The 19,164-nt window shown below is 63.7% G+C and carries 20 protein-coding genes; 9 read left to right on the forward strand and 11 right to left on the reverse strand.

Going from position 1 to position 19,164, the window contains the following annotated elements; translation table 11 throughout:
* Positions 1–2: 2 nt before the first annotated feature.
* From BB934_RS18080 to BB934_RS18100, 5 genes are all read right to left on the reverse strand, one after another.
* Positions 3–923: a branched-chain amino acid ABC transporter permease gene (locus BB934_RS18080; RefSeq protein WP_418294760.1), complete on the reverse strand. Its 921-nt coding sequence runs from the start codon at positions 921–923 to the stop codon at positions 3–5.
* Between the two features lie 58 nt (positions 924–981).
* Complete coding sequence (locus tag BB934_RS18085) at positions 982–1,869, reverse strand: branched-chain amino acid ABC transporter permease (protein ID WP_099510874.1); 888 nt, start codon at positions 1,867–1,869, stop codon at positions 982–984.
* A 6-nt stretch (positions 1,870–1,875) separates the two neighbouring features.
* Positions 1,876–2,583 carry an ABC transporter ATP-binding protein gene (locus tag BB934_RS18090; RefSeq protein WP_099510875.1) on the reverse strand — a complete coding sequence of 236 codons (708 nt, stop codon included), beginning with the start codon at positions 2,581–2,583 and terminating at the stop codon, positions 1,876–1,878.
* Positions 2,576–3,334, reverse strand: coding sequence for an ABC transporter ATP-binding protein (locus tag BB934_RS18095; RefSeq protein ID WP_099510876.1), 759 nt, complete (start codon positions 3,332–3,334; stop codon positions 2,576–2,578). The genes BB934_RS18090 and BB934_RS18095 overlap by 8 nt, the downstream gene beginning before the upstream one ends.
* A 124-nt stretch (positions 3,335–3,458) precedes the next feature.
* The gene (locus tag BB934_RS18100) at positions 3,459–4,667 is read right to left on the reverse strand and encodes an ABC transporter substrate-binding protein (RefSeq protein WP_099510877.1); all 1,209 of its coding nucleotides are present in this window, start codon (positions 4,665–4,667) and stop codon (positions 3,459–3,461) included.
* 310 nt (positions 4,668–4,977) lie between these two features.
* Between BB934_RS18100 and BB934_RS18105 the strand changes: the two genes are divergently transcribed.
* Complete coding sequence (locus tag BB934_RS18105) at positions 4,978–6,465, forward strand: NAD-dependent succinate-semialdehyde dehydrogenase (protein WP_099509524.1); 1,488 nt, start codon at positions 4,978–4,980, stop codon at positions 6,463–6,465.
* Between the two features lie 170 nt (positions 6,466–6,635).
* Positions 6,636–7,889 (forward strand): glycerate kinase type-2 family protein, encoded by a 1,254-nt coding sequence (locus BB934_RS18110; RefSeq protein ID WP_099510878.1) that lies wholly within the window; start codon positions 6,636–6,638, stop codon positions 7,887–7,889.
* Positions 7,890–7,904: 15 nt separating this feature from the next.
* Here BB934_RS18110 and BB934_RS18115 read toward each other — a convergent pair whose 3' ends face one another.
* Positions 7,905–8,687 (reverse strand): sensor histidine kinase, encoded by a 783-nt coding sequence (locus BB934_RS18115; protein WP_157934216.1) that lies wholly within the window; start codon positions 8,685–8,687, stop codon positions 7,905–7,907.
* A 335-nt stretch (positions 8,688–9,022) separates the two neighbouring features.
* On the opposite strand from BB934_RS18115, the gene BB934_RS18120 reads away from it, so the two are divergent.
* The gene (locus BB934_RS18120) at positions 9,023–9,199 is read left to right on the forward strand and encodes a CsbD family protein (RefSeq protein ID WP_099510880.1); all 177 of its coding nucleotides are present in this window, start codon (positions 9,023–9,025) and stop codon (positions 9,197–9,199) included.
* A gap of 47 nt (positions 9,200–9,246) precedes the next feature.
* On the opposite strand, the gene BB934_RS18125 is transcribed toward BB934_RS18120, so the two are convergent.
* From BB934_RS18125 to BB934_RS18135, 3 genes are read right to left on the reverse strand one after another with little or no spacing between them, the layout of a single operon-like run.
* Entirely contained in the window at positions 9,247–9,471 is a 225-nt protein-coding gene (locus BB934_RS18125) for a sulfurtransferase TusA family protein (protein WP_099510881.1), read from the reverse strand.
* Positions 9,468–10,094, reverse strand: coding sequence for a molybdenum cofactor guanylyltransferase MobA (mobA, locus tag BB934_RS18130; protein WP_099510882.1), 627 nt, complete (start codon positions 10,092–10,094; stop codon positions 9,468–9,470). The genes BB934_RS18125 and mobA overlap by 4 nt, the downstream gene beginning before the upstream one ends.
* A gap of 10 nt (positions 10,095–10,104) precedes the next feature.
* Positions 10,105–11,232, reverse strand: a complete 1,128-nt coding sequence (locus BB934_RS18135; RefSeq protein ID WP_099510883.1) for an Mrp/NBP35 family ATP-binding protein — start codon at positions 11,230–11,232, stop codon at positions 10,105–10,107.
* A gap of 207 nt (positions 11,233–11,439) precedes the next feature.
* On the opposite strand from BB934_RS18135, the gene BB934_RS18140 reads away from it, so the two are divergent.
* The 5 genes from BB934_RS18140 to BB934_RS18160 all read left to right on the forward strand — a co-directional run bounded on the left by BB934_RS18140 (position 11,440) and on the right by BB934_RS18160 (position 15,922).
* Complete coding sequence (locus BB934_RS18140; protein WP_099510884.1) at positions 11,440–11,943, forward strand: pyridoxamine 5'-phosphate oxidase family protein; 504 nt, start codon at positions 11,440–11,442, stop codon at positions 11,941–11,943.
* A gap of 182 nt (positions 11,944–12,125) precedes the next feature.
* Entirely contained in the window at positions 12,126–13,391 is a 1,266-nt protein-coding gene (locus tag BB934_RS18145; RefSeq protein WP_099510885.1) for a PQQ-dependent sugar dehydrogenase, read from the forward strand.
* A 55-nt stretch (positions 13,392–13,446) separates the two neighbouring features.
* On the forward strand, positions 13,447–13,776 hold the full coding sequence (locus tag BB934_RS18150; RefSeq protein ID WP_099510886.1) for a c-type cytochrome: 330 nt from the start codon (positions 13,447–13,449) through the stop codon (positions 13,774–13,776).
* Between the two features lie 90 nt (positions 13,777–13,866).
* A complete protein-coding gene (gene pncB / locus BB934_RS18155; RefSeq protein WP_099510887.1) occupies positions 13,867–15,159 on the forward strand; it encodes a nicotinate phosphoribosyltransferase in 1,293 nt (430 codons plus the stop codon).
* 4 nt (positions 15,160–15,163) lie between these two features.
* Positions 15,164–15,922: a LamB/YcsF family protein gene (locus tag BB934_RS18160; RefSeq protein WP_099510888.1), complete on the forward strand. Its 759-nt coding sequence runs from the start codon at positions 15,164–15,166 to the stop codon at positions 15,920–15,922.
* Between the two features lie 263 nt (positions 15,923–16,185).
* Here BB934_RS18160 and BB934_RS18165 read toward each other — a convergent pair whose 3' ends face one another.
* Both BB934_RS18165 and BB934_RS18170 read right to left on the reverse strand, forming a co-directional pair.
* A complete protein-coding gene (locus BB934_RS18165; protein ID WP_099510889.1) occupies positions 16,186–17,058 on the reverse strand; it encodes an alpha/beta fold hydrolase in 873 nt (290 codons plus the stop codon).
* Positions 17,059–17,104: 46 nt separating this feature from the next.
* Complete coding sequence (locus tag BB934_RS18170; protein ID WP_099510890.1) at positions 17,105–17,650, reverse strand: D-Ala-D-Ala carboxypeptidase family metallohydrolase; 546 nt, start codon at positions 17,648–17,650, stop codon at positions 17,105–17,107.
* A gap of 111 nt (positions 17,651–17,761) precedes the next feature.
* Between BB934_RS18170 and BB934_RS18175 the strand changes: the two genes are divergently transcribed.
* Positions 17,762–19,057, forward strand: a complete 1,296-nt coding sequence (locus tag BB934_RS18175) for an ISNCY family transposase (protein ID WP_099510891.1) — start codon at positions 17,762–17,764, stop codon at positions 19,055–19,057.
* Positions 19,058–19,164: the final 107 nt, after the last annotated feature.

The raw sequence follows: 19,164 nt of genomic DNA on the forward strand, positions 1-19,164 counted from the left end.
TCCTAGGAAGCGCTCTTCGTCCTGCGCTTCACCAGCTCGAGAATTTCTCCCACGATGCCGCGCCGGAACAGCAGCACGCAGATCACGAAGATGATGCCGATCAGAACCGTGACCGGGAAGTCCGAGGCGGCGAGATAGTTCTGCAGGGCGATGACCAGACCTGCGCCGACGATGGGGCCGATCATCGTGCCGATGCCGCCCAGCAGCGTCATGAGGATCACCTCGCCCGACATCTGCCATTGCACGTCGGTGAGCGTCGCGAACTGGAACACGATGGCCTTCGTGCCGCCCGCAAGCCCGGCGAGGGCCGCGGACATGACGAAGGCGCCGAGCTTGTAGCGATCGACCCGGTAGCCCAGCGACACCGCACGCTTCTCGTTCTCTCGGATCGCCTTGAGGATATTCCCGAACGGCGAATTCACGATGCGCCAGATGGCGAGGAAGCCGAACAGGAAGATCGCCAGCGTGACGTAATACATCGTCAGGGGCTGGTTCAGGTCGACCAATCCGAGAAGATAGCCGCGCGGCACGCCCTGGATGCCGTCCTCACCGTGCGTGAACGGCACCTGCAGGCAGATGAAGGCGAACATCTGCGAGAGGGCGAGCGTGATCATGGCGAAGTAAATGCCTTGGCGGCGGATGGCCACGAACCCGATGATCAGGCCCATGACGGCCGCTCCCGCTGCGCCGAGCAGGATGGCGGTCAGAGGCTCCAAGCCCCACACCTTGGCCGCATGGGCGGTGACATAGGCGGCGCCGCCGAAGAAGGCGGCGTGCCCGAACGACAGAAGGCCGACATAGCCAATGAGGAGATTGAACGCGCAGGCGAAGAGCGCGAAGCACAGCACGCTCATCAGCATGACCGGATAGAAGAAGAACGGAGCCGCCAGCAGGGCCGCGACGGCGATCGCGCCCAGCACCATGGAGGAGGTGCGCAGCTTGGGCTGCTCCGCGAGATATTGGGTTCCAACAGCCATGATATCACTCCTCCCGCCCGAAGAGACCCGCTGGCCGCACGAGCAGAACGATGGCCATGATCACGAAGATAACGATGCTCGAGGCCTCCGGATAGAAAACCTTTGTCAGCCCCTCGAGCACGCCGAGCATGTAGCCCGTGACGATGGCGCCCAGGATCGAGCCCATACCGCCGACGACCACGACGGCGAAAACGATGATGATGAGGTTCGAGCCCATGAGCGGGCTCACCTGATAGATCGGCGCCGCCAGAACGCCGGCGAGGGCCGCGAGGGCTGCGCCTAGGCCGTAGGTCAGGGTGAGAAGCAGCGGCACGTTCACACCGAAGGCCTGGACGAGGGTGGCGTTCTCCGTGGCGGCGCGCAGGTAGGCGCCGAGCCGCGTCTTCTCGATGAGAAGCCAGGTGCCGATGCAGATCACCAGCGACGCGACGACCACCCAGCCCCGGTAGATCGGCATGAACATGAAGCCAAGATTGAGCGCGCCGGTCAGCTGCTCCGGAGGAGCATAGGGCTTGCCGGCCGCGCCGAACCAGTAGCGGAACGCGCCTTCGAGAATCAGGGCGAGGCCGAAGGTGAGAAGAAGGCCGTAGAGCGGGTCGACGCCGTAGAGGCGGCTCAGCATCGTCCTCTCGATCACGACCGCGATGAGGCCGACGATGAGGGGCGCCAGCAGGAGTGCCAGCCAGTAGCCGACACCCACATAGGCCAGGAGCAGGTAGGCCGCGAAAGCGCCAAGCATGTATTGCGCGCCATGGGCGAAGTTGATGACCCGCAGCAGGCCGAAGATGACGGCAAGGCCAAGGCTGAGCATGGCATAGAACGAGCCGTTGATCAGGCCGATGAGGATCTGGCCGTAGAGGGCAGGGGTTGGAACGCCGAAAATCGTATTCATGATGCCCTATACCCCAAGAACTTCGTGAAGTTCGTCCATGCGCGCATCGAGCTCATGCCCGGGGAACGAGTTCACCATACGCCCGTCCTCCATGAGGTAGAAGCGGTCGGCCACTTTCTTTGCGAAGCGAAAATTCTGCTCCACGAGCAGGATCGTCATGCCGCGCTTCTTCAATGCCACCAGCACATCGCCGATGCGCTGCACGATCACTGGGGCGAGACCCTCGGTCGGCTCGTCGAGCAGGATGAACCGTGCGCCCGTGCGCAGCACGCGGGCGATGGCGAGCATCTGCTGTTCGCCGCCCGACAGCTTCGTGCCCTGGCTCGAACGGCGTTCATGGAGATTGGGAAAGAGCGTGTAGATCTCCTCGACGCTCATGCCGCCTTCCGAGACGGTGGGCGGCAGCATCAGGTTCTCGGAGACGTTCAGGCTCGCGAAGATGCCGCGCTCCTCCGGCACATAGCCCAAGCCGGACTGTGCGACCTTGTGGAGCGGCAGTCCCAAGATATCCCTGCCGCGCAGGCGGATCACGCCCTCGCGGCGGCGCAGGATTCCCATAATCGCACGCAAGGTGGTGGTCTTGCCCGCACCGTTGCGGCCGAGCAGCGTGACGGTTTCGCCCTCGCGGATATCGAGGTCGACGCCATGCAGGACATGGCTTTCGCCGTACCAGGCATTGAGCCCGCGGACTTCAAGAAGGGGAGCGCTACTCATGCTCGGTTCCCATATAGGCTTCACGGACCCGCGGATCCTGGCTGACCTTGTCGTAGGTGCCGTCGGAGAGGATCTCGCCGCGGGCCAGAACGGTCACGCGGTCGCAAAGATCGGCGACGACGTTCAGGTTGTGCTCGACCATCAGCACCGTGCGGTTGCGGGCGATGCGCCGGATCAGATCGGAGATGCGGCCGATATCCTCGTGGCCCATGCCCGCCATGGGTTCGTCGAGGAGAAGCATGGCCGGATCGAGCGCGAGCGTCGTCGCGATCTCGAGCGCGCGCTTGCGGCCGTAAGACAATTCGGAGGCGGTCAGATCTCTGTAGGACGAGAGGTTGACCGCATCGATCAATTCCATGGCCCGCTCGTCGAGGGCGGAGAGGGCACTGGACGAGCGCCAGAACTGCGTCGCCAGGCCGGAGGGGCGCTGCAGCGCCACGCGCACGTTGTCGAGGACCGACAGGTGCGGAAAGACCGCTGAAATCTGGAAGGACCGCACGAGACCGAGACGCGCGACCTCGGCCGGCTTCAGGCCCGTGATGTCGGAGCCCTTGAATGTGATCTGCCCGCGGGTCGGCGTCAGGAATTTCGTCAGCAGATTGAAAACCGTTGTCTTGCCGGCGCCGTTCGGCCCGATCAGGGCATGGACCGTGCCCTCGTTGACTGAGAGCGTCACGTCCTTCACGGCGAGGAAGCCGCGGAACTCCATGGTGAGCCCGGTGGCGCTCAGGATAGGTTGCGTAGTGACCATAGGGACCGGCCGACACTCTCTTGGTGAGGAGGCAACGGCTGGTCCGGGCGCGATGCTCGATACCAGCCGTTGTCAGAGGATGAAGGGCGGGGCGGCTCACGCCATCTCGCCTCGGCTTTTGAGTTTACTGCGTGGCCTGGCAGCCGCTGTCGGCAACCGAGAGATAGGCCTGGTCGCCAGGGACCTTGGCGAGCTGCTTGTACATGTCCCACTCGCTCTTGCTCTCGTCCGGCTTCTTCACCTGGAAGAGATACATGTCGTAGACCATGCGGCCGTTGGACAGGACCTTGCCCTTCTTGGCGAAGACATCCTCGACGGGCATCTCGTGCAAGGCCTTTGCCACCGGCTCGGTCGCGTCCGTGCCAGCCTTCTGGATCGCCTTGAGATACTGCGTCACGGCGGAGTAGGTGCCCACATGGATCATGTTCGGCATGCGGCCGGTCTTCTCCTGGAACTTCTTCGCGAAGGCGCGGTTCTCGTCGCTCTGATCCCAGTACCAGCCCTCGGTCAGGGTCAGGCCCTGGGCGGCCTTGAGGCCAAGGCCCTTCACCTCGGCGAGCGTGAAGAGAAGCGCCGCAAGGCGGGTGCCGCCCTGGGTCAGGCCGAACTCCGCGGCCTGCTTGATCGCGTTCGCGGTATCGAGGCCGGCATTGGCCATGCCGATCACGTTCGCGCCGGAGCTCTGCGCCTGCAGCAGGAAGGACGAGTAATCCGTGGCGGCGAGCGGATGGCGTACGGCGCCGAGCACCTGTCCGCCCTTCGACTTCACGAATTTCGAGGTCTGCTCCTCAAGAGAGTAGCCGAAGGCATAATCGGCGGTGAGGAAGAACCACTTGTTGCCGCCGTTCTCCACCAGCGCGCCGCCGGTGCCGACCGCGAGAGCATGGGTGTCGTAGGCCCAGTGGAAGCCGTAAGGAGAGCACTGCTTGCCGGTCAGATCCGTCGTCGCGGCGCCGGTCGTCATCGTGATCTTCTTCTTGTCCTTCGACAGGCCCTGCACGGCAAGCGCCACCGAGGACGTGGTCAGCTCCATGATGGAATCGACCTTTTCCGTATCGTACCATTGCCGCGCGACGCTGGCGGCCACGTCGGGCTTGTTCTGATGGTCGGCGCTGACGATCTCGACGGGCACGCCGAGAACCTTGCCGCCGAAATCCTGCACGGCCATGCGCGCGGCCTCGACGGAGGACTTGCCGCCGAAATCTGCATAGACGCCGGACTGATCGTTCAGGATGCCGATCTTGACCACGCCGTCGGAGGCCTGCTGCGCATAGGCCGACTGCGCCAACACGGTGCAGCTGAGAGCGAACAGAATCTTATTGAGAACTCGCATCGACTTCCTTCCCTTCGCATGATGACCGTTCCTCCGGCCGTGTTCGAGCCCAGCATGAGGGCATGCTTGGCGATGGTCAGAAAGGTATAGACACCGGCGGGCATGGCAATGCGAGAGAGCGTCATCCTTAAGTCGCAGATATCTTTGAGATTATGCCTTATTTTAGGGCATTGGCGGGCGCTGCGAATCGGCAAGCTCGGCCGCACTTCCGGTAACCCTGCTCCGCATCTCCTGCGGTTCACAGGAGGGACGGCAGTGCTTATATCCTCCTCAACATTCTTGACCCGTCGATGATGGTAGGAGCCCTGTTATGACAGCGCAGCTGAAGTCTGTTGAGCGTCGTGTTGTTGAGTTGAAGGATCGGTCTTTGCTGGTGGACCGGGCCTATGTGGCGGGCGAGTGGATCGCGGCGGCGGACGGCCGGAGCTTTGCCGTCACCGATCCGTTCGACGGTGCGCCGATCGTCGACGTGCCGGCGCTCGATGCTTCGGCCGCCCGCCGCGCCGTCGATGCGGCGGCCGAGGTGCAGAAGGACTGGGCCAAGCGCCCGGCCAAGGAGCGCAGCCGCATCCTGAAGGCCTGGTACGACCTGATCGTCGCCAACGCCGACGATCTCGCCCTGATCCTCACCACCGAGCAGGGCAAGCCGCTGTCCGAGGCCAAGGCTGAGGTGCTCTCGAACGCGGCCTATATCGAGTGGTTTGCGGAGGAGGCCAAGCGCATCGACGGCGACGTCATCCCGGGCGCTGCCCCGAACCAGCGCATCCTCGTGCTCAAGCAGCCGGTCGGGGTCTGCGCCGCGATCACGCCCTGGAACTTTCCCAACGGCATGATCACCCGCAAGGTCGGCCCGGCGCTCGCCGCCGGCTGCACCATGGTGCTGAAACCGGCGGCGCAAACCCCGCTCTCGGCCCTGGCGCTGGCCGTGCTGGCCGAGCGCGCCGGTGTGCCGAAGGGCGCCTTCTCGGTGATCACCACCGACGATGCCAAGGCGATCGGGGCGGAGTTCTGCCACAACCCGAAGGTCGCCAAGATCACCTTCACCGGCTCGACCGGGGTCGGGCGCTGGCTGATGAAGGAGGCGGCGGACGGGATCAAGCGGCTGTCGCTCGAGCTTGGCGGCAACGCGCCGTTCATCGTGTTCGACGATGCCGATCTCGATGCGGCGGTCGACGGCGCGATGGCCTCGAAGTTCCGCAATGCCGGCCAGACCTGCGTCTGCGCCAACCGGATCTACGTCCAGGAGAGCGTGGCCGAAGCCTTTGCCGAAAAGCTTGCCGCCAAGGCCAAGGCGCTCAAGCTCGGCCGGGGCACCGAGGAAGGCGTGAGCATGGGCCCGCTGATCGACGACCGCGCCGTGGCCAAGATGGAGGAGCATGTGGCCGATGCGCTGGAAAAGGGCGGGCAGGTGCTGGTGGGCGGCCGGCGCTCGAGCCTCGGCGGCACGTTCTTCGAGCCCACCGTGATGACCGGGATCACGCAGGCCATGAAGGTGACGAAGGAGGAGACGTTTGCGCCGCTGGCGCCGATCGTGGCGTTTACGGACGAGGCCGCGGTGATCGCGATGGCGAACGACTCGGAGTTCGGGCTGGCGGCGTACTTTTATGCCCGCGACATGGCCCGGGTCTGGCGCGTGGCGGAGGCGCTCGAGAGCGGTATGGTCGGGGTGAACACGCCGGCGCTCGCCAACGAGATGGCGCCGTTCGGCGGCGTGAAGCAGTCAGGGTTGGGCCGCGAGGGCTCGAAATACGGCATCGAGGGCTTCCTCGAAATCAAATACATCAATCTCGCCATGTGAGTGGCATAAGAATGCGAGACATGAAAAAGCCCGGCACCGCCGGGCTTTTTCTTGCCAGCATGGGCGCTTGAGGGCCTCCGCAACGCCCTCAATCGCATTCGGGCCGTCCCCCGTGCGCAAATCGGCCGTTGCGGACTTCACGCATGGGATTTCTGACGTAAAGTGACGCCATGCCAAACGATGCCGATATCCTCTACGCACTTTTCGACACGGCCCTGAAAGCCGCGCTTCCGGACGGACAGTTCGAGGGCCGCCTGCCGGAAAAGCCCAAGGGCCGAACCATCGTCCTCGGCGCCGGCAAGGCTTCCGCCCGCATGGCCGCCGCCTTCGAGGAGGCATGGAGCCGGGCGGGGGGCACGTGCGAAGGGCTCGTCGTCACGCGTTACGGACATGCCGTGCCGACGCAATCCGTCGAGATCGTCGAGGCCGCGCATCCGGTCCCCGACGAGGCTGGATTGCAGGCGGCCAAACGGATCCTGGCCCTGGCGCGCGACGCCGATCCCGACGACCTCGTCGTGTGTCTGATGTCGGGCGGCGCCTCGGCGCTCCTGTCGCTGCCGGCGGATGGGGTAACGCTCGCGGACAAGCAGGACCTGAATCGGGCGCTGCTGAAATCCGGCGCGCCGATCGGCGAGATGAACCTCGTGCGCAAGTCGCTCTCGGCCATCAAAGGCGGCCGGCTTGCGGCGGCCGCGGGGAGGGCGCAGCTCGTCACCTATCTGATCTCGGACGTTCCGGGCGACGATCCGTCCAGCATCGGTTCCGGCCCCACCATACCGGAGCGCGTCGACCCGGATGTCGCACTTTCCATCCTGCGCAAATACGGCATCGACGTGCCGGCTCCGATCCTGCAGGTCATCCGTTCCAATGCGGTGACGGAGCCCGTTGTCGGCGGCACTGTGCACATGCTGGCGACGCCGAAAATGGCGCTCGACGCTGCCGCTGCAAAGGCCCGCGAGTTTGGCCTGACGCCACTCGTTCTCGGCGATGCGCTCGAAGGAGAGGCACGGGAGGTCGGACGCGTCATGGCCGGCATCGCGCGCTCGGCGCTGATGCATGGCGAGCCCGCAAAATCACCCTGCGTACTGCTCTCGGGCGGCGAGACGACGGTGACGGTTCGCGGCCAGGGGCGGGGAGGGCGCAATGCGGAATTCCTGTTGGCGCTTGCTCTCGCGCTGAAGGACGAGACCGGAATTGCGGCCATCGCCTGCGATACGGACGGCATCGACGGATCGGAGGATAACGCCGGCGCGTGGTTCGATGGCAGCCTGTTCGACGAGGCGAGGTCGAAGGGCGTCGATCTTGCAGCTCATCTCGAGACGAACGATGCCTATACGGCCTTCGCGCAGCTCGACAGGCTCATCGTGACCGGCCCGACGCTCACCAACGTCAACGATTTCCGCTGCATTCTCATTCGTTCGTGAAGGCGGGATGCGGGCTCAGATGGAGTAGCTGAGCCCGGTCGTGTTCGTCTCGGGCACGATCATCGTGACTTTGGTGCCATGCCCTTCGAAACTCTCGACCTCCAGGTTGCCGCCATGCAGCTTGAGAATGTACCAGGCGAGGCTGAGACCTAAGCCGGTGCCCGGCAGCTTCTTCGCATTCTGACCGCGAAAGAACGGCTGCATGATGAAAGTCAGGTCGCGCTCCGGAATGCCGATGCCGTGATCCTGGACGACGATCCGGATCATGCCCGCCCGCTTGCGGGCGGTGACCTCGATGGCCTGATCCGGCTGCGAATACTTCATGGCATTCGACAGGACGATAGTGATCGCCTGTTCCAGTAGAACCGGATCGCCGACGACGATATCCGGAAGGCCTCGCATCTGGAGTTGGAAAGGGCGATCAGGCTCCTGGCCGATCTGCTCGCGACAGACGCGGCGGATGAGGTCCTCCGGACTGAACTCGCCTGGATTGAGCACGATTCCACCCGATGTAGCGCGGGTGTAGGAGAGGATCGTCTCGACCAGTTCATCCAGACGCAGGCTTGCGCGCCAGATCTTTTCGGCCTTTGCGCGCACGTCGGCGGTGCTGAGACGGTCGGCCCTGCGAATGAGGCCCTGTGCCAAGGCATTGATCGTCGACAGAGGCGTTCTGAGCTGATGGGCGAGCAACGCCATCCGGTCCAAGGGATGAGCCGGCGTCCCCAGAGCGCCGCGGCGCGTCACCCGGCGGCGAGGGGTTTTAGAGGCGGATCGAGGCGGACGGGCTGCGGGGGACACGGACTCGCTATCTTAATAACTATATAACGTATTTGATCGAACCGACCCCGAATTAGTGCGCCCAGGTGGGTTGTCCATCCCTCCTTCTGCTTCGATGAGCAATTGATCCCGCGATATATCCGAAAGGATATCATGCCTATAAATGGGGCCTGGAATTTTCCTGAGAGCGCTTTGGAAGAATTTGCCTTAGCGGCGCGAGACGTTCTCCGTAGATCGAAGCCAATATCCGAGCTTACTGCTTGCCGGATTCGAATGCCGATCGCGAAAATTTTATGCGAAACCATCCGCGAGCGACGCGCGTTTCTTTCCCGCATATCCAGTTCAGGAGAAATGTCATGGATAACGATCGCGCCGAAGGCAGCATGAAGACCATAAAGGGCCGCGTGAAGGAGGGCCTGGGCAAGGCCCTGGGTGACACGAAGCTAGAGACCGAAGGCAAGATGGACAAGGCGGAGGGCAAGGTCCAGAACGCCATCGGCGGCATGAAGGACTCGCTGCGCAAAAGCACCTGAATTTCATAGGAATAGCATGAGAAGGCCCGGCTTAAGCCGGGCCTTTTTTATTGACCGACTTTGCGGATCACGAAGCTGATCCTGGCAGCTTCCTGCCTCTGCTCCTCCAGAACATCTCCCGTTTCCCGGATCAGATTGGGCACATCGATGCCCGCGAGAGGATCGGTGCAGATCACATGCAGCCTGTCTCCCGGCGCCGCGGCGAGCAGGGCCTTGCGCGTGCGAAGGGCGGGCAGAGGACATTTCAGGCCGGAGAGATCGAGTTCGATCATCGAGGATATTCCCGGGAAACCCACATATTCGCCCGAGCCAGATCTTCAGGCGTATTGATATTGAAAAACGGATCGACGGTCTCGATGGGCCATGACGCTTCGGCGCAACCGTGGACACTGACCCATACCCTCACACTGCGCATGTCTTTCTCCACGATGGCCCGGCGAAGATCGTCGCGCAGGGACACGGGCCAGAGGCCGACGGCGAAGTGCGTCTGCTCACCCGACGAGGCGCAGGCGAGGGGTCGCTGTCCCTCCCGGCAGGCTTCGTGCAGGCGTCGAACCAGGTCCTTCGGAATGAACGGCGTATCTCCTGGAACGCTGACCACCCACTCGATCCGGGGGCGATGGGCGGCTGTCCATTCGAGCGCCGTCAGGATTCCCGCCAGAGGTCCCTGGTGACCGGGAATGACGTCGGGCACGACGGGAAGCCCTATGGCATCGAAGCGGGAGGAGCTTCCATTCGCATTGAGAATCAGGCTCTCGCATTGCGGGGCAACGCGCTCCCTCACATGGTCGAGCAGCGTCTGCCCTCCAAGGACGAGCAGCGATTTCTCCTGACCACCCATGCGCCGCGACAGGCCGCCGGCCAGGATGACCCCGAGGGTGGGCGGTGGCGTCATGAAAGCCCGCTCATTCGATCACGATGCGCGGGGCGGGCTTGGCGGCAGCGCCTCCCGACAGGGATGCCCAGACCTGCTGCGCCATGTCCTTGTAGATTGTCGCATGCGGCCCCTCGGGATCGGCGACCACAACGGGGCGTCCCGCATCGGACAATTCGCGGATCGTCATGTTGAGGGGCACCTCGCCGAGGAAGGGCACGTCCAGGCGCTTGGCTTCTTCCCGGGCGCCGCCGTGCCCGAAGATATGGGATTCTTGGCCGCAATGGGGGCAGACGAAGGTGGCCATGTTCTCGACGATGCCGAGGATCGGGATCTCCACCCGCTTGAACATGGAAACCCCGCGCCGGGCATCGATCAGCGCGAGATCCTGAGGCGTCGAGACGATGACCGCGCCGGCGAGCGGCGTGGCCTGAGCCATGGTGAGCTGGGCGTCGCCGGTGCCCGGCGGCATGTCGACCACCAGCACGTCGAGATCGCCCCAGGCGACCTCGCGCAGCATCTGGGTGATCGCCGACATCACCATGGGACCGCGCCAGATCATGGCGGCCTCTTCCTCGACCAGGAAGCCGATGGACATGACCTTGAGGCCGTAGGCCTCCATGGGCTCCAGGATGCGGTTCTCAAGCAGGCGCGGCTTGCCATGGATGCCGAGAAGCTTCGGCATCGACGGACCGTAGATGTCGGCATCGAGAAGGCCGACCTTCAGCCCGAGCGCCTTGAGGCCGAGCGCCAGGTTCGCGGCGGTGGTCGACTTGCCGACGCCGCCTTTGCCGGAGGCGACGGCGATCACATGTGCCACGCCGGGGATGCGCTGGTTCTTCGGCTGAGCCGCTGCCCGGGGCCGCTGCGCTGCCGCAGGCGAGGGAGGCGCTCCCGCGGATCCTGTGGGCCGGTCGGCGGTCAGGCTCGCAAAGACGCCCGTGACCGAAGGCAGGCCCTGCACGGCGGTGACGGCAGCCTGCCGCACGCGTTCCATGTCGGCGGCCTCGGAGGGATCGATGGTGATCGAGAACATGACCCGGCCGGCATCGTCCACCACCACGTCGGAGAGGCGGCCGGAGGCGACGAGGCCGGTCCCCTTCGCATCGACCGGAACGGTCGACAGAGCCTGCAGCACATGTTCACGGGTGATCGCCACGTCGATATCTCCTGGATGGCTCCGGTTTGCTGCCCTCCCATGTATAGGGTGCGAGGGCGATCGTTAAGACGGTCCCGGGCCGCTTGGCGCGACATCCCGAACCAAACCGCACCCTGTCCGTTGTTCACCCGACCTCCCGGGACCCGGGCCGAACGACGGTCCGCACCGATCTTCCCAGGGACAGAGACAACGATCGAGGAGACGATGATGCACCAACACGGCCATAACGATCCGAATGCCGGAAAGCTCTACGAGCTGATCAAGGACGTGCGGATCGCCATGATGACCACCGTCGATACGGACGGCACGCTTCACAGCAGGCCCATGCACAATCAGGAAGCGGACGAGCATGGCGACCTCTGGTTCTTCACGCAGATCCAGTCTCCCAAGACCACCGAACTCTCCCGCGACAACGAGGTCAACCTGGCCTACAGCGATCCGAGCAGCCAGACCTATGTGTCGGTGACCGGCCGGGCCGAGATCGTGCGCGACAAGGCAACGATCCAGGATAAGTGGTCCGAGCCCTTGCGGGCCTGGTTCCCGGAGGGTGTCGACGATCCGCAGATCGCCCTGATCCGCGTTCATCCGGCGAAAGGCGAGTACTGGGACAGCCCGTCCTCCACGCTGGTGCATCTCTACGGCTACGCAAAGGCCGCCATCACCGGCCAGCCGCTGAATCCGGGCGATCAGGCCAAGGTCAATCTGAGCTGATTTCTCGCTGCAATGCGAAATATTCAGGGGCCGCTTGCGGCCCCTTTTCTTTGGTCTTTCTTATCCTACCTTTACGTCACAAACTTGGGTATAGTTACGCTTAAGAAAACGAAAGAAGCCGAGGACAATCGGCTCGGTCGCCACAACCATAATGTGCCAGGGGGCTTATCTGGGAGGAAACAATGAAGACCGTCCTGCTTGCTGCCGTCTCAGTTGTTGCACTCGCGTCCTCGAGCTTCGCTCAGCCTGCTACTCAATCTCCGACCGGCAATCTGGAGAAACTCTCGTCGTTCCAAAGCACGGGAACCGCTGAGCCGCGGCCCGTCGCACAGGAAGGGCGGCGAGCCGATGCCATCCGGAAGAATCTCGAGAAGATCAAGCTTCCGGCCGGATTCAAGGTCGATCTTTATGCGATCGTGCCCGATGCGCGCCACATGGCTGTGGGTCCCAATGCCGGCGTGGTTTTCGTCGGCACGCGCAAGAACAATGTCTATGCCGTCACGGACCGCGACAAGGATCGGGTTGCCGATGAGGTGAAGCAATTTGCTCCTTCGGTCTCGTTCAAGATTCCCAACGGCGTCTGCTTCTCGCGCGACGGCGTTCTCTACGTGGCGGAGCAGAACCGCGTGCTGCAATTCCCGGCCGCCGAGTTCTTCTATGAAGGGCCGGATGTCGCCGCTTTCGTCGTGGCCAAGCAGGGCGATCTCATTCCTCCGACCGAGGAGAGCTACAACCATACGGCGCGTGTCTGCCGGATCGGTGCGGACAACAAGCTCTACATCGCGCTCGGCCAGCCCTTCAACGTGCCGCCGAAGGACAAGTTGGACCTGTTCAAGCGCGCCGGGATCGGCGGCGTCGTCCGCATGGATCAGGACGGCAAGAACCATGAGGTCTATGCGACAGGGATCCGCAATTCGGTCGGCATGGACTTCAATCCGGGCGACAAGACGCTCTGGTTTACCGACAACCAGGTCGACGGCATGGGGGACGATCAGCCTCCCGGAGAGCTCAACCGCATCGCCAATGCGGGACAGAATTTCGGCTTCCCCTACTACGGCGGCGGCACGGTCCGCACGGTCGAGTACAAGGACGATCCGGTTCCGGCCGGCGTGATCGGTCCGCAGGCCGAAATGGATCCGCATGCGGCCGATCTCGGCATGATGTTCTACACCGGAAGGATGTTCCCCCAGACCTATCAGGGCGGCATCTTCTCGGCCCAGCACGGCTCCTGGAACCGCACCAAGCCCGTCGGGGCGCGCGTCATGTTCACGCCGCTCAAGCCGGACGGCACGGCCGACAAGCCCCAGGTCTTCGCGGAGGGCTGGCTGACGGAGAACGGGGAATATCTCGGACGGCCGGTGGATGTCGCCATGCTGCCGGACGGTTCGCTCCTGGTCTCGGATGACACGGCCGGCGCGATCTATCGCATCTCCTACGAAGGTCGGTAAGCACCCATCGACGGGCGCGCCATGAGGCGCGCCCGTTTTCCTTGAAAGGTCGGTCATGACAACGATCCGTGTCCTCGCCCTGACGGGACTGTTCCTGACCAGTCTCGCTTTCGATCAAGCTGATGCGGGCGATGCCAGGGCAGGGCGCCAGAAGATCACCACCTGCCAGGCCTGCCATGGGCTCGACGGCCTGTCGAAGAACCCGGAATCGCCTAATCTGGCTGGGCAGATCGAGAGTTACCTGACCCGGAGCCTGGAAGCCTTCCGTTCGGGCGAGCGCAAGAACGATGCCATGAACATCGTAGCGAAGGAGCTGTCCGACGAGGACATCGCCGATGTTTCGGCCTATTACGCGTCGATCCAGGTCGATGTCCTGCCGCCATGACTGCCCTGCGCGTTCTCAATAGCCGGCGCCCTTTCATCATGGACAGGCACCCGCTATTGTCTCGCCTCCCTTGAGCGGCAGGAGCAGGCGATGGCGGACATCGCAACACGGGTCTACAACCATACCTGGAAGATCGACCCGATCGTCCGGTCCGTCCTCGATACGGATTTCTACAAGCTCTTGATGGCGCAGACGATCTTTCGCCGCCATCGGGACGTGAAGGTCACGTTCGGCATCCATAACCGCACCACCCGCATCCGCCTCGCCGACATTATCGATGCGGGCGAGTTGCGTGAGCAGCTCGACCATGTGCGCAGCCTGTCCCTGAGCCGGGGCGAGTCCACCTTTCTGCGCGGCAACACCTTCTACGGCAAGCGCCAGATGTTCTCGCCGGAATTCATGGACTGGCTCGAGACCTTCCGCTTCCCGGAATACCTTCTCGAGAAGGAGGACGGCCAGTATGTGCTGACCTTCCACGGTCCGTGGATCGAGACCACCATGTGGGAGATCCCGGCGCTCGCGATCCTCAACGAATTGCGCTCGCGCGGCGTGCTCAAGGGCATGGGGAAGTTCGAGCTCCAGGTGCTCTATGCCCGCGCCATGACACGGGTCTGGGAGAAGATCGAGCGTCTGAGAAAGCTCCCCGATCTCTCGATCTCCGATTTCGGCACCCGCCGCCGCCACGGCTTCCTCTGGCAGGATTGGTGCGTGCAGGCGATGATGGAAGGGCTCGGATCGTCGTTCCTCGGCACGTCGAACTGCCTTATCGCCATGCGGCAGGAGGTGGAGGCCGTGGGCACGAACGCCCATGAGCTGCCCATGGTCTATGCGGCCCTGACCGATAGCGACGAGGAGCTCGCCGGGGCGCCGTACCGTGTGCTGGCCGACTGGCAGCAGGATTACGAGGGCAACCTGCGCGTCATCCTGCCCGATACCTACGGCACCACGAACTTCCTGCGCAACGCGCCGGAATGGGTGGCGTCATGGACAGGCATTCGCGTCGATTCGAAGGATCCGATCGAGGGCGGCGAGGAGGCCATCGAATGGTGGCACCAGCGCGGGCAGAATCCGAAGGAGAAGCTTGCGATCTTTTCCGACGGGCTCGATGTCGATGTGATCGAGCGCATCCATCGCCATTTCCGCGGGCGCATGCGCATCGGCTATGGCTGGGGCACGCTTCTCACCAACGACTTCCGCGGGCTTGCTCCCGACGGCAAGCTCGACCCGATCTCCATCGTCTGCAAGGTGATCTCGGCGGATGGAAGGCCGACGGTCAAGCTGTCCGACAATCCGACGAAGGCCCTGGGGACGTCGGCCGACATCGAGCGCTACAAGCGCGTCTTCCACGTGGGAGAACAGGTTTCTCAACCGGTTTTGGTGTGACGGAATGATCATCGATCTCAACTGCGATATGGGCGAAGGCTTCGGCCCCTGGCCGATGGGAGACGACGAGGCGATGCTCGACATCGTGTCCTCCGCCAACATCGCCTGCGGCTATCATGCGGGCGATCCTTCGATCATGTTCCGCACCGCGGAGACGGCGAAGCGCAAGGGCGTCGCCATCGGCGCGCATCCCGGCTTCAACGACCTGCACGGATTCGGCCGCCGCGTGATCCGCGGCGATTCACCGGCCGAGATCGAGCGCATGGTCGCCTACCAGATCGGCGCCATGCAGGCCGTCGCTTCGCTTGCGGGGCACAAGGTCACCTATGTGAAGGCGCATGGCGCGCTCAACAACATGGCCAACGAGGACATGGACTTGGCGCTTGCCATCGCCCGCGCCATCAAGGGCGTGGATGCGAGCCTGATCAATGTCTGCATGCCGGGCCTTTTGATGGAGAAGGCCTCCCACTCGGTCGGCGTACCGGTCGCTCGCGAGATCTTTGCCGATCGCACTTATGAGGATGATGGCACGCTCACCAGCCGCAAGAAGCCCGGTTCCGTTCTGCACGATGCGGAATTTGCCGCCGAGCGCATCCTCCGCGCCGTCCAGGACCGGGCCATAACGACGGTTTCCGGCAAACGGATACCGGTCGAGATCGACACGATCTGCGTTCACGGCGACGAGCCCAGCGCAGTTGCGATGGCGCGCACGGTGCGGGCGAAGCTCGAGGCGAACGGCGTTAAGATCAGGCCGTTTTCGTGATCGCATCCTTTCTATGAAGCTCGTTCCTCAGAGAAAGAGATTTGAATTCGCAAAGTAGTAGCGTCTGGTCTGCCCCAGATTGCGCAGAGGTTACTACGGCGTATCACCTCTCCCCGGTGGGGAGAGGTCGAGCGCAGCGAGGGTGAGGGGGAGAGCGCTCTCCGGAGAGAACCTGTAACCCCTCACCCGCCGCACTGACGCGCGTCGACCTCTCCCTCAAGGAGAGGTTGGGCTGCGCTTTGCTGGTTTTCCGCTTCAGCTTTTCAGCTCATGAACGCCCGCGCGAGAAAAGGCTCCAGAGCCGCCAGCGTTTCTTCCGGTGCCTCCTCGGCGAGGTAGTGTCCGCAATCGATGCTGTGGCCTTCGACGCGGTCGGCCCAGTCGCGCCAGACGGCCGGCACGTCGTACCATCGATCGAGGCCGTTCTTCCTCGCCCACAGCGCCTGCACCGGGCACGCGATCCGCCGTCCCGACCTCTGGTCCTCTTCGTCGAGACGCATGTCGATGGTCGCGCCGGCGCGGTAATCCTCGCACATGGCGTGGATCGTTGCCGGATCGGTGTAGCAGCGGCGGTATTCGGAAAGCGCTTCCTCGTCGAAGAGCGCGCGTCCGCGGCGCAGGTAGAACACGTCGGGATCCGATGCGATCAGGCGCTCGGGGATGGGATGCGGCTGGGCGAGGAAGAACCAGTGCCAGTAGCCCATGGCGAAGGACATGTCCGTGCGCTGGAAATGCTCGGCCGTGGGGATGATGTCGAGCACCGAGAGAGCGGCGATGCGCTCTGGATGGTCGAGCGCCATGCGATAGGCGCAGCGTCCGCCGCGATCGTGGCCCACCACGGCGAAACGCTCGAAGCCGAGCGCCTGCATGACTTCAACCATGTCGCGCGCCATGGCGCGCTTGGAATAGGGCGCATGATCCTCCGCGGTCGGAGGCTTGGAGCTGTCGCCGTAGCCGCGCAGGTCGGCGCAGACGACGCTGTATGTCTCGGCTAGCCTGGGCGCCACCTTGTGCCACATGGCGTGGGTCTGCGGATGCCCGTGCAGCAGCAGCACGGGCGGGCCGCTGCCGGCATGGCGCAGGTTGATGACGGCCTCTGACGTGTCGATCCGGCGATGGGTGAAGGTCTCGAACATGATGCTGTTGTCCTACACTTTTCGCATCCGTGCCAGTGCAGGGACCTCACCAGGAGCGGCGCTCGCCGTTGTCGATATGGATGATGCCGTTCCGATAGATCTTGAGGCCTCCCACCTGCGGGTGGCTGCGCAGATAGGCCATCACGCCGCGCCCGCGGGCATGGACCCGGAAATCGATGGCGCGGCAGGAGAGATGAAGGGACTGACGGGCGCCGCCGGCACGCCAGTTGCGGCCCCGGTTGCGATGGGTGGATTCGACGCTCACCGGGCCGAACTTCTCCGCCACGGAGGCGACGACCTCCCGCAGGTCGCCCGGGATGCAGTTGGTCGGGGCGGTGTCACGCAGGGCGATAGTGCCTTGCGAGACGAGCGACGCGAAGCCAGGGAGAACACGAGCATCCGGCATGCTCCCGGTGACGTCGGGATCCTGTATCTCGTCGTGCGAGGGCAGGCTGGCATATTGCGCCGGAGGGATGATGATTCCCCCGTCTCCGCCTTCCGCCCGCAGCATCGCCTTCGACGTTCCCAGCAGGGCGATGCAGATCGTGAACGCAAGCATGGATGCATGGCGAACGCGACACTTGATGCTCATCGGGTTCTCCCGTTTCGAGCCCCTGTTGTAGAACCCCGTTAGAAAGGTCACTCCTCTCCCCGTTACAAATGTCACTCTCCCTGGGTGATGGTGCTGGGGAGATTGGGTCTGATGACGGTGATCGGGATGAGCCGGCCGGAGATCGATCGGGTTCACATTCTGCGGGACGTCGTGGCGGAGCGAATTACGGTGCGCGAAGCTGCCCAACTGCTGCGGATCACACGGCGCCAAGTGTTCCGATTACTCAAGGCCTATCAGACCGGTGGTCCCACGGCCTTGGTGTCGCGCCGGCGCGGCAAGCCCAGCAACCGCTCCTACCCGGCGGCGCTGCGGACCGAGGTGCTGGCGCTGATCACAGCCAACTATGCCGATTTCGGCCCGACGCTCGCCTGCGAGAAGCTCGCCGAGCGGCACGGCATCGATCTGGGTGTCGAGACGATCCGGCGCTGGATGATCGCGGCGGGTCTCTGGCAGGAGCGCCGGCAGAAGCTCAAAGGGGTGCACCAGCCGCGCTATCGGCGCGACTGCGTCGGCGAACTCGTCCAGATCGACGGCTCCGAGCACTACTGGTTCGAGGATCGCGGCCCACCCTGCACGCTTCTGGTCTACATTGACGATGCCACCAGCCGGCTGATGCACCTGAAGTTCGTCGAGACCGAGTCGACCTTTGATTATTTCCGATCGACCCGGGAGTACCTGGAGGCCTACGGCAAGCCGGTGGCGTTCTACTCCGACAAGCATGCCGTCTTCCGCGTCAACGGCAAAGGAGCGGTGGGCGGTGACGGCATGACCCAGTTCGGGCGGGCGCTGCATCAGCTCAACATCGACATCATCTGCGCCAATGCTCCGCAAGCCAAAGGCCGCGTCGAGCGCGCCAACGGCACCTTGCAGGACCGCCTGGTCAAGGAGATGCGACTGGCTGGGATCTCGACCCTTGAGGCGGGCAATGCCTTCCTGCCGGCATTCATGGCGGACTTCAACCGCCGCTTTGCCAAGGCGCCCTACAGCGACAAGGACCTGCATCGCCCGCTCAGCGAGGACGATGAGCTGGATGACGTGTTCGCCTGGCGGGAGGAGCGGACGGTCTCGCGCAATCTGACCCTGCAGTACGACCAGGTGCTGTTCATTCTCGAGCCGAACGCGATCACGCTGTCCCTCGCCCGCCAGCGGGTGACCGTCTACGACTATCCGGATGGGCGCTTTGCCATCAAGCACAAGGGCCTGGAGCTGCCCTACAGGCCCTTTGACCGACGCCAGCAGGTGGATCAGGCGGCGGTCGTCGAGAACAAGCGGCTGGGTCCGGTTCTGGCCTACATTGCCGAGCGGCAGAAGGAGCTCGACATGAGCCGGAGCAACAGCGCCCCGCGGCGGCGCGGCCAAGGCAAGAGCCTGTTCAAGGTGGGTTGAGCTCTCAGCAGTCACTCCCCGGAGGTGACATCTCTAATGAGGACAATCAGAGACTTGTCTAACGAGTTCTGACACCTGTCGACAAGCGCCGCCGCAATCGTCCTCAT

This window comes from Microvirga ossetica (assembly GCF_002741015.1).
In the GTDB taxonomy this organism is placed as follows: domain Bacteria; phylum Pseudomonadota; class Alphaproteobacteria; order Rhizobiales; family Beijerinckiaceae; genus Microvirga; species Microvirga ossetica.

What these genes read in the sequence shown, in the direction of transcription:
- BB934_RS18080 (WP_418294760.1), bottom strand. Translation starts at nt 923, where the DNA reads ATGGTGCTGGGCGCGATCGCCGTCGCGGCCCTGCTGGCGGCTCCGTTC.
- BB934_RS18085 (WP_099510874.1), bottom strand. Translation starts at nt 1,869, where the DNA reads ATGAATACGATTTTCGGCGTTCCAACCCCTGCCCTCTACGGCCAGATC.
- BB934_RS18090 (WP_099510875.1), bottom strand. Translation starts at nt 2,583, where the DNA reads ATGAGTAGCGCTCCCCTTCTTGAAGTCCGCGGGCTCAATGCCTGGTAC.
- BB934_RS18095 (WP_099510876.1), bottom strand. Translation starts at nt 3,334, where the DNA reads ATGGTCACTACGCAACCTATCCTGAGCGCCACCGGGCTCACCATGGAG.
- BB934_RS18100 (WP_099510877.1), bottom strand. Translation starts at nt 4,667, where the DNA reads ATGCGAGTTCTCAATAAGATTCTGTTCGCTCTCAGCTGCACCGTGTTG.
- BB934_RS18105 (WP_099509524.1), top strand. Translation starts at nt 4,978, where the DNA reads ATGACAGCGCAGCTGAAGTCTGTTGAGCGTCGTGTTGTTGAGTTGAAG.
- BB934_RS18110 (WP_099510878.1), top strand. Translation starts at nt 6,636, where the DNA reads ATGCCAAACGATGCCGATATCCTCTACGCACTTTTCGACACGGCCCTG.
- BB934_RS18120 (WP_099510880.1), top strand. Translation starts at nt 9,023, where the DNA reads ATGGATAACGATCGCGCCGAAGGCAGCATGAAGACCATAAAGGGCCGC.
- BB934_RS18125 (WP_099510881.1), bottom strand. Translation starts at nt 9,471, where the DNA reads ATGATCGAACTCGATCTCTCCGGCCTGAAATGTCCTCTGCCCGCCCTT.
- mobA (WP_099510882.1), bottom strand. Translation starts at nt 10,094, where the DNA reads ATGACGCCACCGCCCACCCTCGGGGTCATCCTGGCCGGCGGCCTGTCG.
- BB934_RS18140 (WP_099510884.1), top strand. Translation starts at nt 11,440, where the DNA reads ATGCACCAACACGGCCATAACGATCCGAATGCCGGAAAGCTCTACGAG.
- BB934_RS18145 (WP_099510885.1), top strand. Translation starts at nt 12,126, where the DNA reads ATGAAGACCGTCCTGCTTGCTGCCGTCTCAGTTGTTGCACTCGCGTCC.
- BB934_RS18150 (WP_099510886.1), top strand. Translation starts at nt 13,447, where the DNA reads ATGACAACGATCCGTGTCCTCGCCCTGACGGGACTGTTCCTGACCAGT.
- pncB (WP_099510887.1), top strand. Translation starts at nt 13,867, where the DNA reads ATGGCGGACATCGCAACACGGGTCTACAACCATACCTGGAAGATCGAC.
- BB934_RS18160 (WP_099510888.1), top strand. Translation starts at nt 15,164, where the DNA reads ATGATCATCGATCTCAACTGCGATATGGGCGAAGGCTTCGGCCCCTGG.
- BB934_RS18165 (WP_099510889.1), bottom strand. Translation starts at nt 17,058, where the DNA reads ATGTTCGAGACCTTCACCCATCGCCGGATCGACACGTCAGAGGCCGTC.
- BB934_RS18170 (WP_099510890.1), bottom strand. Translation starts at nt 17,650, where the DNA reads ATGAGCATCAAGTGTCGCGTTCGCCATGCATCCATGCTTGCGTTCACG.
- BB934_RS18175 (WP_099510891.1), top strand. Translation starts at nt 17,762, where the DNA reads ATGACGGTGATCGGGATGAGCCGGCCGGAGATCGATCGGGTTCACATT.